The 11,879-nt window shown below is 63.8% G+C and carries 10 protein-coding genes; 9 read left to right on the top strand and 1 reads right to left on the bottom strand.

Annotated elements, in window-relative coordinates; translation table 11 throughout:
* Position 1 precedes the first annotated feature (1 nt).
* From XaFJ1_RS13725 to lpxC, 5 genes are all read left to right on the top strand, one after another.
* Positions 2-955, top strand: a complete 954-nt coding sequence (locus XaFJ1_RS13725; protein ID WP_045757032.1) for a D-alanine--D-alanine ligase — start codon at positions 2-4, stop codon at positions 953-955.
* On the top strand, positions 952-1,812 hold the full coding sequence (locus tag XaFJ1_RS13720; protein WP_012917281.1) for a cell division protein FtsQ/DivIB: 861 nt from the start codon (positions 952-954) through the stop codon (positions 1,810-1,812). Before XaFJ1_RS13725 ends, XaFJ1_RS13720 begins: the two co-directional genes overlap by 4 nt.
* Positions 1,809-3,044 (top strand): cell division protein FtsA, encoded by a 1,236-nt coding sequence (gene ftsA / locus XaFJ1_RS13715; protein WP_012917280.1) that lies wholly within the window; start codon positions 1,809-1,811, stop codon positions 3,042-3,044. The genes XaFJ1_RS13720 and ftsA overlap by 4 nt, the downstream gene beginning before the upstream one ends.
* 207 nt (positions 3,045-3,251) lie before the next feature.
* On the top strand, positions 3,252-4,481 hold the full coding sequence (gene ftsZ / locus XaFJ1_RS13710) for a cell division protein FtsZ (RefSeq protein WP_012917279.1): 1,230 nt from the start codon (positions 3,252-3,254) through the stop codon (positions 4,479-4,481).
* A gap of 252 nt (positions 4,482-4,733) precedes the next feature.
* On the top strand, positions 4,734-5,645 hold the full coding sequence (lpxC, locus tag XaFJ1_RS13705; RefSeq protein ID WP_012917278.1) for a UDP-3-O-acyl-N-acetylglucosamine deacetylase: 912 nt from the start codon (positions 4,734-4,736) through the stop codon (positions 5,643-5,645).
* Between the two features lie 147 nt (positions 5,646-5,792).
* Here the strand turns inward: lpxC and XaFJ1_RS13700 are convergent, their stop codons facing one another.
* Positions 5,793-6,269, bottom strand: a complete 477-nt coding sequence (locus tag XaFJ1_RS13700) for a DciA family protein (protein ID WP_012917277.1) — start codon at positions 6,267-6,269, stop codon at positions 5,793-5,795.
* 11 nt (positions 6,270-6,280) lie between these two features.
* On the opposite strand from XaFJ1_RS13700, the gene XaFJ1_RS13695 reads away from it, so the two are divergent.
* The 4 genes from XaFJ1_RS13695 to XaFJ1_RS13680 all read left to right on the top strand — a co-directional run bounded on the left by XaFJ1_RS13695 (position 6,281) and on the right by XaFJ1_RS13680 (position 11,824).
* Entirely contained in the window at positions 6,281-7,228 is a 948-nt protein-coding gene (locus XaFJ1_RS13695) for a M23 family metallopeptidase (protein ID WP_012917276.1), read from the top strand.
* A gap of 162 nt (positions 7,229-7,390) precedes the next feature.
* Positions 7,391-10,129 (top strand): preprotein translocase subunit SecA, encoded by a 2,739-nt coding sequence (secA, locus tag XaFJ1_RS13690; protein ID WP_012917275.1) that lies wholly within the window; start codon positions 7,391-7,393, stop codon positions 10,127-10,129.
* A gap of 200 nt (positions 10,130-10,329) precedes the next feature.
* Complete coding sequence (locus tag XaFJ1_RS13685; protein WP_012917274.1) at positions 10,330-10,704, top strand: VOC family protein; 375 nt, start codon at positions 10,330-10,332, stop codon at positions 10,702-10,704.
* Positions 10,705-10,861: 157 nt separating this feature from the next.
* Positions 10,862-11,824 (top strand): Nudix family hydrolase, encoded by a 963-nt coding sequence (locus XaFJ1_RS13680; RefSeq protein WP_012917273.1) that lies wholly within the window; start codon positions 10,862-10,864, stop codon positions 11,822-11,824.
* The last annotated feature ends 55 nt before the right edge of the window (positions 11,825-11,879 follow it).

The raw sequence follows: 11,879 nt of genomic DNA, 5'->3' as shown, positions 1-11,879 counted from the left end.
CATGCCGTCCTTGTCGCCGTCGCGTTACACCGATCCGAGCGTGTTCGGTCGTGTTGCGGTGCTGCTCGGCGGTAGCTCCAGCGAGCGCGACGTGTCGCTGACCTCTGGCGCCAACGTGCTCGATGCATTGCGCAGTCGCGGTGTGGACGCACAGCCGGTCGATGGCATCGCGGCGTTGCTGGAGCGCATCCGTGCCGGTGCGGTCGATCGCGTGTTCAACATCCTCCATGGTGGCGATGGCGAGAATGGTGTGCTGCAGGGGCTGCTACGCGCATTGCAGGTGCCGTTCACCGGTGCGGACGTTCTCGGCAGCGCGCTGACCCTGGACAAGATCCGCACCAAGCAGGTGTGGATCGCCGCCGGGCTGCCGACGCCAGGCTTCGCCCGGATCGCCGCCGATGCCGACCTGGCCGCAGCGGCGGCCGAGCTCGGCTATCCGCTCTTCGTCAAGCCGTCCTGCGAAGGGTCCAGTGTCGGCGTGTTTCGCGTGCTGTCCGCAGTGGATCTGGCCCCGGTACGCGCGTTCGCGGCCGATTACGCCGGCGAACTGCTGATGGAACAGATGGTGCAGGGTGAGGAATACACCGTCGGCATTCTCGGCGACATCGCACTGCCGTCGATCCGTATCGTTCCCGTCGGCGATTGGTACGACTACCACGCCAAATACATCGCCGAGGACACCCAGTACCTGTGCCCTGGATTGTCGGGCGAGGACGAGGTCCAGATTCGCCAGCTTGCATTGCAGGCCTTCGCCGCTGCTGGTTGCAGCGGCTGGGGTCGGGTCGATGTGATGCGCGATCGCGTGCGCGGTCTGCAACTGATCGAGATCAACACCGCGCCGGGCATGACCAGTCACTCGCTGGTGCCTAAAGCCGCGGCGCATCTGGGCATTGATCTGGCCAGCCTGTGCTGGCGCATCCTCGAGCAGACATTGCCGGAGGTGGCGGCGCGATGAACGCTTCGCTGCGTATTTTCGCCTGGTTGCTGGCGCTGGCTTTGGTCGCGCTGCCGATCGTGGCCGTGCTCAACGGTTGGGTTGGTGCCGAGCGTTGGCCGCTGAGCCGCTTGCAGGTTAGCGGCGATTTCAAACGCGTGTCGGCCGAGCAATTGCGCCAGGTGGTGCTGCCGTATGCGCGCCGTGGTTTCTTCGCGGTGCGCTTGCAGGATGCGCAGAATGCGATCCAGCGCTTGCCGTGGGTGGAAAGCGCGAGGGTGCGCAAGCGCTGGCCGGACGTGCTGGAAGTGCGCGTCACCGAGCATCGTCCATTCGCGCGTTGGGGTGAGGATCGCATGTTGTCCGCGCAGGGACGCATCCTCGCCATGCCCAACGATTTGCGCAATGCCGCCCTGCCGCGTCTGGCCGGTCCGGATGCCAAGGCCGCGGAAGTGGTCGCGTTATACAACCAATCGTGCGGCTTGTTCGCGCCGCTCCGATTGCAGGTCGCAGGCGTGGCGATGGACGCGCGCGGGAGTTGGTCGCTGGTGTTTGGCGATGGCGTGCAGGTGGTGATCGGGCGCGACGATGCACATGCGCGCCTGGAGCGTTTCGCCCGTGTGTTGCCGCAATTGCTGCAACCCGGTCAGCCACCGCTGGAGCGTGCGGATCTGCGTTACACCAATGGGTTCACGGTGGCGTGGAAGCCCGAGAGCCGAGACCCGGGGCCGGGGACCGGGGTACCGAAGAAGCCGGAGCCTGGAACCCGAAACTCAAAGCACGAAACAAGCCCGAACAGCCGGGGCGTTGCATTTGCGTCGTTCCGGGTCCCGGGCCCCGGAACGACCCTCACCACTCTACGTAGTAGTCACACATGAACCGCAAAGGCGATAAATCCCTCATCGTTGGACTGGACATCGGCACCTCCAAGGTCGTTGCGCTGGTCGGCGAATACTCGCCCGGCAATCCGATCGAGGTGATCGGCATCGGTTCGCACGAATCGCGCGGGCTTAAGCGCGGCGTGGTGGTGGACATCGAATCCACGGTGCAGTCGATCCAGCGCGCGATCGAGGAAGCGGAGCTGATGGCTGGCTGCGAGATCCGTTCGGTGTACGCGTCGATTTCCGGCAACCACGTGCAGTGCAAGAACTCGCCCGGGATCGTGCCGATCCGCGATGGCGAGGTGACTTGGACCGACCTGGACCGTGTGCTGGAAGCCGCCAAGGCGGTGGCGATCCCGGCCGATCAGCGCATCCTCCACGCGATCCCGCGCGAGTACGTGCTGGACGATTCGCAGGAAGGCATCCGTAATCCGGTCGGCATGACCGGCGTGCGCCTGGAAGTGCATGCGCACCTGGTGGTGTGCGCGCAGTCGGCCGCGGCCAACATCAGCAAATGCGTGCAGCGTTGCGGCCTGCAGGTGGACGACCTGATTCTGTCCTCGCTGGCGTCCTCGGTCGCGGTGTTGACCGCCGACGAACGCGAACTGGGTGTCGTGCTGGTGGATATGGGCGCAGGCACCACCGACCTGGCGGTGTTCGTGCAGGGCGCGATCTGCCACACCGCGTCGTTGCCGATCGCCGGCGATCACGTCACCAACGACATCGCGCACATGCTGCGCACGCCGACCCCGGAAGCCGAACAAATCAAAGTGCGCTACGCCTGCGCGTTGGCGCAGTTGGCCACCGCCGAGGAAAGCATCCAGGTGCCCAGCGTCGGCGACCGTCCGCCGCGACGCATGCCGCGTCACTCGCTGGCGCAGGCGGTGCAGGGGCGTTACGAGGAGATTTTCGAGATGGTGCAGGCTGAGCTGCGCCGCTCCGGATTCGAGGAGCTGGTGCGCGCGGGCATGGTGCTGACCGGCGGCGCCTCGAAGATGGAAGGCGTGGTCGAACTGGCCGAGGAAATGGTGCAGATGCCGGTGCGCGTGGGGATTCCGCAGCACGTCACCGGTCTGGGAGAAGTCGTCGGCAACCCGGTGCATGCCACCGGCGTGGGCTTGTTGTTGATGGGCAGTCAGATCGAACACCCGCGTCGCCCATCGTTGCCCACTGGGCGTGCAGGCAGCTTGTTCAAAAAATTGAAGAACTGGTATCGCGGTGAGTTCTGAGCATTCGATGCATAGGTCGCGGAATCGATAAGAGCGAAAAGCAGTAGAGCAGTAGAGCGGTAAGGCAGATGGCAAAGGCAATAGAGCGTTAACAGCAATATCCACTAGAGAAATTGCCGGTACCAAGACCGGACTGGGAGCGGAATTTTTTTCCTGTACCCGAGTCCGAGTCCGAAGTCCCGGCCCCATAACAAGAGGAAAACGGACATGGCGCATTTCGAATTGATTGAAAAGATGGCACCCAATGCGGTGATCAAGGTGGTCGGTGTCGGCGGCGGCGGTGGCAACGCGGTCGCGCACATGGTCAGCAGCAGTGTGGATGGCGTGGAGTTCATCACCGCCAACACCGACTCGCAGGCCATCAAGAACTGCGGTGCCAAGTTGCAACTGCAGCTCGGTACCAATGTCACCAAAGGTCTGGGCGCCGGTGCGAACCCGGAAGTCGGCCGTCAGGCCGCGCTGGAAGACCGCGAACGCATCATGGATGCGCTACAGGGTGCGGACATGGTGTTCATCACCGCCGGCATGGGCGGTGGTACCGGCACCGGCGCGGCGCCGGTGGTGGCGCAGTTGGCCAAGGAAATGGGCATTTTGACCGTGGCGGTGGTCACCAAGCCGTTCCCGTTCGAAGGCCGTCGCCGCATGCAGGTAGCGCTGAAGGGCATCGAGGAACTGAGCCAGCACTGCGATTCGCTGATCACCATTCCCAATGAAAAGTTGATTACCGTGCTCGGCCGCAACGCCACCATGATCCAGGCGTTCCGCGCAGCCAATGACGTGCTGCAAGGCGCCGTGCAGGGCATCGCCGATCTGATCGTGCGTCCTGGCCTGATCAACGTCGACTTCGCCGACGTGCGCACGGTGATGTCGGAAATGGGCCTGGCGATGATGGGCACCGGCTCGGCGCGCGGCGACGACCGTGCGCAGGCGGCAGCCGAGGCGGCGATTCAGAATCCGCTGCTGGACGACGTCAACCTCGCCGGGGCCAACGGCATCCTGGTCAATATCACCGCCGGTCCGGATTTCACCATGGCCGAGTTCGACGAGATCGGTCGCACCATCGAGGGCTTCTCCTCGGAGGACGCGACGGTGGTGGTCGGCACCGTGCTGGATCCGGACATGCAGGACGAAGTGCGCGTCACCGTGGTCGCCACCGGCCTGAACCGCACGGTGGCGCGTCAGTCGCAGCGCCCGGAGCAGCGCGCGCCGATCAAGCTGGTGCGCAACGCCACCACCGGTCAGCCGGAGTTCGGCGACTTCGACTATGCCGGCGACGCCGTGTCCAAGGCGGTCGGCGGAGCGATGGGTCTGGGCCTGCGCCGTCCGAGCAGCGACGCGGTGGGCGTGGGATCTGCCGGCCCGTCGGCGCCGGCAGCGGCGGATCTGCCCAGCGATTACCTGGATATTCCCGCGTTTTTGCGCCGCCAGGCCGACTGAGGTTCGCTCTCGGCCGGCGTACGCGCCGGCCCGCAATACCGCCGTCCAGGACTGTCCACCTGGCTGGCGTGCCGTGTTCCCTTGCTGCCGGGTCGTCGCGACCCGGCAGGTTTTTGCGACTGTGTCAGCCGCATCGATCAAGTGTTGCGGTACTGAAATGCTGTGACCGCTTTATTAAAACCGCGCCAACCGCGTGATATTCTTGTGATCTGTTCAGTTCCGGTGTGAACAGATGTTCTCAGACTCTCTGCCATGACCCAGCAACGCACCCTCAAGAACACGATTCGCGCCACCGGCGTGGGCCTGCACAGTGGCAACAAGGTGTACATGACCCTGCGCCCGGCCCCGATCGACCACGGCATCGTGTTTCGGCGCGTGGATCTGGACCCGGTGGTGGAAGTGCCGGCCGATGCCGAGCTGGTCACCGAAACCACGTTATGCACCGGGCTGAGCCACGGCCAGGCCAAGATCCAGACCGTGGAACACCTGATGTCGGCGTTGGCCGGTCTTGGCGTGGATAACGTCATGGTCGAGCTCTCTTCGGCCGAATTGCCGATCATGGATGGCTCGTCCGGCCCGTTCGTGTTTCTGCTGCAGTCCGCGGGCATCGTCGAACAGGCAAAGCCCAAACGCTTCATCCGCATCAAACGCGAGCTGGAAGTGCGCGATGGCGACAAGATCGCCCGCTTCACACCCTACGACGGCTATCGGCTGGGCTTCACCATCCAGTTCGATCACCCGATGATCCCGGCCAAGCAGTCGCGCCAGGAAATCGAGTTCTCGACCATGGCCTATATCAAGGAAATCTCCCGCGCACGCACCTTCGGTTTCATGCGCGATCTGGAGTACATGCGCGAGCGCAACCTCGGCCTGGGCGGCTCCATGGACAACGCCATCGTGCTGGACGAGTTCCGTGTCCTCAACGACGACGGTCTGCGCTATGCCGACGAATTCGTGCGGCACAAGATCCTCGATGCCATTGGCGATCTGTACCTAGCCGGCGGTCCGATCCTCGGGGCTTACGAAGGCTACAAATCCGGTCATGCCCTGAACAATACACTGGTGCGTGCGCTGCTCGCCGAGCAGGCGGCCTGGGAATGGGTCAGTTTCGAATCGCCGGCGGCGCCAGCGCCGGTCGCCTATGCGAATGTGGCCTACGCCTGAGCGCGACGGGTCAGGCATCTCCATCCAGGCCAGGGCCACGGAATCGGCAATTCGCCATTCCCCCTTCATTTTAACTTTAATTTAACTTGTTGATAACAGCCTCGCGACGGGCACCCGTTAGGATGCGTCCGGTCGCGGCGTATTTGTCTACGTGCGTCGACGGCTGCGGTCGGAGTCCGTGGTCGTGCCGGGTGTCGTGGAACCGACGTCTTGCAGGGAAGCCAGTGCCTCGCGCAGTCCTTTGTGCGTGGCTGCTGACACCGGTATGGATGTACTCCTTGCCTGCTGCATTGGGGAATGCGCAGGTGTCGTTGCGGTCTTGACGGTCACCTTGGTGACTTTCAGCCCGAGGGAACGGGCGGCGACGAGGATGTCGGCTTCGGCAAGCCTGACGCGGGCGTGCCAGACCGATGATTCAACCAGAAAAATGAGCTGTCCGTCGTTCACATTGGCCAGCCGGCAATGGGAGGCCAGCGGCGGCGGCAGATGGGGGCGTAATTGCCGGTCCAGCGCGTCGAGCCACAAGGCGCGGCGCAACGGGTTGCCCGCTTTGTCTGCCAGTGCGGCGTCCAACGCCTGCTGGGGCGTGGCGGTATGGGCTTCGCCGGATTTTCGCTTAGACATGAAAACTCAATATGGCGTTCAAGAAAATCGTAATCCGTTCCACTGCAACAGGGGGCAACACTCGGTCGTGGCGATGGCAGCAATTCGCCGACCACCGTTCACTCGCCGGGCTCGGTGTGGTGCTGGGTGTCGGCATGGTACTCGGCCTTGGTGTTGGTGCCGCAATTGGATGGGGCGGTTCGGCGTATTTGCGCGCCAAGCTGGAGCGGCAGGATCGTGAGCTGGCGCAGGTGCGCCATGACGCGCAGACACAGGTCAACGCGCTCGCCGCGCGATTGGGTGAGTTGCAGGCGCAGGCGACGCGGCTCAACGCGTTGGGCGAACGTCTGACCCGCATGGGCAAGCTGCAGGATGGCGAGTTCGACTTCGAGCAACCGGTCGGTGTCGGTGGTGGTGGCGACGAACCCAATCACGATATTCCCGCAGCCCAGCTCGGCAAGGAATTGGATGGGTTGCAACAGCGATTTTCCACCTCTGGCCAACAACTGTCGGTGCTGGAATCGCTGTTGTTCGATCATCAGCTCGACCAGAACGCGGTGCCATCGCGGATGCCGATTCGCAACAGCTACATCACCTCTGGTTTCGGCGTGCGTGTAGACCCTTTCGGTCGCGGCACCAGCTTCCATAAGGGGCTCGACTTCCATGCCAGCGTGGGCGATCCGGTCCTGGCCGTGGCCGACGGCGTAGTTAGTTACGCCGGCGTGCGCGCTGGCTACGGCAACGTGGTCGAGATTGATCACAGCAATGGCTATGTCACCCGCTACGCGCATAACTCGCGGTTGTTGGTCAAACTGGGGGATCTGGTGCGCGTCGGTCAGGAAATCGCCAAGGCCGGTTCCACTGGTCTTTCCACCAGCGCGCACGTACATCTGGAAGTGTGGAAGGATGGCGTGGTGATGAATCCAGCCAAGTTCCTCGGCGACGGCGCCCCTCGGGTGGGCCGTCGCGGCCGTGGTTGAGGAAGGTTCCACGCGCATGACCGACGCTTGAGTCGCCGAGCGCCGCCCCAAGTTACAATGTGCTTTGCCATAACAGGGCGCCTCGCGCCCTGTTTCGTTTGCGGCCCAGCGATTCGCTCGGGATTGGGCCGTATGGGCGTTCCTTTCCAATCGGTTTCTTCAATGATCAACAGTCTGCTTACTCGCGTTTTCGGTAGCCGCAACGAGCGTCAGCTGCGTCAGCTCCAGCGTATCGTTGCTAAGATCAATGCGTTGGAGCCGGAGATGGAGCAGCTCTCCGACGCGCAACTACAGGCCAAGACTCCGGAACTGCGTGGGCGTATCGCCTCTGGCGAAACCTTGGACAAGGTGCTGCCGGAAGCGTTCGCGGTGTGTCGCGAAGCCAGCCGTCGCGTGCTGGGCATGCGTCACTACGACGTGCAGTTGATCGGCGGCATGGTGCTGCATCTGGGCAAGATCGCGGAAATGCGCACCGGTGAGGGCAAGACCCTGGTGGCGACGTTGCCGGTGTACCTCAACGCGCTGGAAGGCAAAGGCGTGCACGTGGTCACGGTCAACGACTACCTGGCGCGCCGCGACGCCGCGCAGATGGGCAAGCTGTACAACTGGCTGGGGCTGAGCGTGGGCGTGGTGTACCCGGGCATGCCGCACAGCGACAAGCATGCCGCCTATGCCGCCGACATCACCTACGGCACCAATAACGAGTTCGGGTTCGATTACCTGCGCGACAACATGGCGCTGTCCAAGGCCGACCGTTTTCAACGTGGCCTCAACTACGCCATCGTCGATGAGGTGGACTCGATCCTGATCGACGAGGCGCGCACCCCGCTCATCATCTCCGGCCCGGCCGACGAGTCGCCGGAGTTGTACATCCGCGTCAACCGCATCGTGCCGCAACTGGTCAAGCAGGAATCGGAAGAAGGCGAGGGCGATTACTGGGTCGACGAGAAGGGCAAGCAGGTGCATCTGTCCGAAGCGGGCATGCAGCACGCCGAAGAACTGCTGCGCGCCGCCGGTATCCTCGCCGACGAGAACGACAGCCTGTATGGCGCGCACAACCTGAGCGTGGTTCACCACCTCAATGCCGCGCTACGTGCGCATGCGATCTACCAGCGCGACGTGGACTACATCGTGCGCGACGGCGAAGTGGTCATCGTGGACGAATTCACCGGCCGCACCCTGCCGGGGCGGCGCTGGTCCGACGGCCTGCACCAGGCGGTGGAAGCGAAGGAGGGCGTGCCGGTCCAGCGCGAGAACCAGACGCTGGCCAGCATCACCTTCCAGAACCTGTTCCGCATGTACAAGAAGCTGTCCGGCATGACCGGGACGGCCGATACCGAAGCCTACGAATTCCATAGCATCTACGGCCTGGAGGTGGTGGTGATCCCGACCAACCGCCCGACCATCCGCAAGGACTGGCCCGATCAGGTGTTCCTCAACCGCCAGGGCAAATTCAATGCGGTACTGGCCGATATCGAGGACTGCGCCAAGCGTGGCCAGCCGGTACTGGTCGGCACCACGTCGATCGAGACCTCGGAGATGTTGTCCGAGCACCTGCGCAAGGCCGGGGTCAAGCACGAGGTGCTCAACGCCAAGCAGCACGAGCGCGAGGCGCAGATCGTCGCCAACGCCGGCCAGCCAGGCGCGGTGACCATCGCCACCAACATGGCCGGTCGCGGTACCGACATCGTGCTCGGCGGTTCGCTGGAAGCCGAGCTGCATGCGCTGGGCGAGGAACTGGACGCCGCCGAACGCGCGCGTCTGAAAGCTGACTGGCAAGAGCGCCACGAGGCAGTCAAGGCGGCGGGCGGGCTGCATATCATCGGCACCGAGCGCCACGAATCGCGGCGTATCGACAACCAGTTGCGCGGCCGCTCCGGTCGTCAGGGCGACCCGGGGTCTTCGCGTTTCTATCTGTCGCTGGAAGACAATCTGATTCGTATCTTCGGGGGCGAGCGTGTCGTCAAGATGATGCGCTTCATGGGGATGAAGGACGAGGATGTCATCGAGGATCGAATGGTGTCTCGGGTCATTGAAAATTCGCAGCGCAAGGTGGAAGCGCATAATTTTGATACCCGTAAGAATCTGCTCGACTTCGACGACGTCAACAACGATCAGCGCAAGGTGATCTATGCTCAGCGCGACGAACTATTGGATGCCGACTCGGTCAAGGAGAACGTGGATGGTATCCGCGACGACGTGATCTACGATCTGGTTTCGCGCTTCGTGCCGCCCAATTCGGTGGACGACCAGTGGGACCTGCCAGGCCTTGAAGCGACCCTGGTCAGCGAATTGAGTCTGTCGCTGTCGGTGAGCGAACTGGTCAAGCGTCACGAGGAGCTGGACGCGGCTGGCATCGTCGAGTCGGTGCGCCAAGAGGTGGAACGCCATTTCCACGAGAAAGAGGAGGCGATTGGCAGCGAGACCATGCGCGCGCTGGAGAAGCACATCATGCTTACCGTGCTCGACCAAAGCTGGAAGGAGCATCTGGCGCGCATGGATTATTTGCGCCAGGGGATCCACCTGCGTGGCTATGCGCAGAAGCAGCCAAAACAGGAATACAAGAAGGAAGCCTTCGAACTGTTCTCGGAAATGCTGGAGCATGCCAAGCGCGAAGTGGTGACCTTGCTGGCGCGGGTGCGTATCCGCAGCGAGGAAGAAGTCGCCGCGCTGGAGGTGCAGGAGCGTCAACAGATGGAGGCGAAGCTGAGCCAAGCGCAGTTCCAGCACCAGGAGGCCGGTGGCTACAGTGCGGAGGAGGACGCCGAGCAGCCCTCGCCTGTGCCCAATGGTGTGCCTGTCATGCAGGTCACCCGCGATATCCCCAAGGTTGGCCGCAACGATCCGTGCCCGTGCGGCAGTGGCAAGAAATACAAGCACTGCCACGGTCAGCTGAACTGAGTGCGCTGCCGCGTGGGTGCGCGGCAGCGTCGTGTGCCGGGAAAATGGGCTGGGCGCCGCGTAGATGCGCTCGGTTCGTCTCGGTGTCACTCACGAGGACAGGCGGGCAAATGCGCTGCGGCGCGTGCGGGAGCCATTGCGCGGTACGCGGCCTGTGGGTAGCGTAGCTTGAGCCTTCCAGCGTGGCGTCGGAACTTGCCGTGAAGCCTTGCCCCAGTCTTGAACTGAAGGTGTTCGTGCCAGCGCGCGACTATGCGCTGTCGCTGTGTTTCTACCGCGAATTGGGTTTCGTGGTCGAGGAGCTCAGCGACGGACTCGCCTGCTGCCGCCATGGCGAACGCTGTGCGTTCCTGTTGCAGGATTTCTACGCGGAAGGGTTGGCGCACCATCTGATGCTGCACTTGCTGGTGGAAGATGCCGACGCCTGGTGGCAGCGATGCGAGGCGGTCGATCTCGCCAGTCGCTACCGCGCGCGGTTTGGCATCCCCGAAGATCGGCCATGGGGCATGCGTGATTTCACCCTGCACGATCCTTCCGGAGTGTTGTGGCGGATTGGTCACGCCCTTTCCGCTTGAATCCGCCTCGCCATGGGGCTGCGTGGTAGGCCATGCGTTGTCACGTGGATACACGGCTGGCGCCAGCTAAGTGCTAAGTGAAGCGCATGGTGCGAATCGTCGACGTTGTGACGGCAATTGATTGCGCGGACCCTGCCGGAGACGGCAAGCTTGCCGCATGTCCGAACCGCTCCGATCCATCCATGTCGTGGCCGCCGTCATCACCGATGCGCGCGGTCGTATTCTATTGAGCCGGCGTACTGGCGGCAGCGATCTGGCCGGGCTGTGGGAATTCCCGGGCGGCAAGCGCGAGCCGGGCGAAACCTCCGAGCAGGCGCTGGTGCGCGAGTTGCAAGAGGAACTGGGCATCGATGCGGTGGTCGGCGCGTGGCTGATGGAGGTGCCGCAGCGCTATCCGGATAAACGGCTGCGCCTGGAAGTGCGTCAGGTGCAGTCGTGGAAGGGAACCGCGCGTGGCCGTGAAGGTCAGCCATTGATGTGGGTGATGCCGGACAAGCTGGGCCGTTACGCCATGCCGCCTGCCGATCAACCGGTGGTGGCGATGCTGCGCCAGCCGGACCGTTATCTGGTGACGCCTGAGCCGGCCGATCCTGCGCTGTGGCTGGCCGCGCTGGAGCGCGCGCTGGACAGTGGCGTGCGCTGTGTGCAACTACGCGCGCGCAGTCTGCCGCACGCGCATTGGTGGCCGCTGGCGCGGGCCGCTGCGGCGCTGTGCGCCGCGCATGGCGCGCAGGTGTTGGTCAACCGCGATCTGGCACTGGCGCAGGAACTGGGTGTCGGCGTGCATCTTGGCGCGGAGCAATTGGCGCAGTATCAGGCGCGTCCGCTGCCGTCTGCGCAGGTCGTGGCGGCGTCCTGCCACACTGTGGAGGAATTGCAGGCGGCGCAGCGGCTCGGGTGCGATTTCGCGGTAGTCGGGCCGCTGGCGGCCACCGCCAGTCATCCCGGCGCTACGCCATTGGGTTGGGAGGCGTTCGAGCGGCTGCGCGAGCAGGTGGCCCTCCCGCTGTATCCGATCGGCGGTTTATTGCCATCCCAGGTGGCCGAGGCGCGGCGTCACGGCGGGCAGGGCATCGCCGCGATCCGTGGACTGTGGCCGTTGACCGCCGACGTGGCCTGAGCGCCGTCGGCAGCGCACGCGCCGATTGCCGAGCACCGTTTGCGGCCAAGACGGC

This window comes from Xanthomonas albilineans (assembly GCF_009931595.1).
In the GTDB taxonomy this organism is placed as follows: domain Bacteria; phylum Pseudomonadota; class Gammaproteobacteria; order Xanthomonadales; family Xanthomonadaceae; genus Xanthomonas_A; species Xanthomonas_A albilineans.
The sequence above is the reverse complement of the archived record's forward strand: the minus strand, read 5'-3'. Positions and strand labels throughout refer to the sequence as shown.

Coding starts and splice junctions, on each gene's coding strand:
- XaFJ1_RS13725 (WP_045757032.1), top strand. CDS start 2: ATGCCGTCCTTGTCGCCGTCGCGTTACACCGATCCGAGCGTGTTCGGT.
- XaFJ1_RS13720 (WP_012917281.1), top strand. CDS start 952: ATGAACGCTTCGCTGCGTATTTTCGCCTGGTTGCTGGCGCTGGCTTTG.
- ftsA (WP_012917280.1), top strand. CDS start 1,809: ATGAACCGCAAAGGCGATAAATCCCTCATCGTTGGACTGGACATCGGC.
- ftsZ (WP_012917279.1), top strand. CDS start 3,252: ATGGCGCATTTCGAATTGATTGAAAAGATGGCACCCAATGCGGTGATC.
- lpxC (WP_012917278.1), top strand. CDS start 4,734: ATGACCCAGCAACGCACCCTCAAGAACACGATTCGCGCCACCGGCGTG.
- XaFJ1_RS13700 (WP_012917277.1), bottom strand. CDS start 6,269: ATGTCTAAGCGAAAATCCGGCGAAGCCCATACCGCCACGCCCCAGCAG.
- XaFJ1_RS13695 (WP_012917276.1), top strand. CDS start 6,281: ATGGCGTTCAAGAAAATCGTAATCCGTTCCACTGCAACAGGGGGCAAC.
- secA (WP_012917275.1), top strand. CDS start 7,391: ATGATCAACAGTCTGCTTACTCGCGTTTTCGGTAGCCGCAACGAGCGT.
- XaFJ1_RS13680 (WP_012917273.1), top strand. CDS start 10,862: ATGTCCGAACCGCTCCGATCCATCCATGTCGTGGCCGCCGTCATCACC.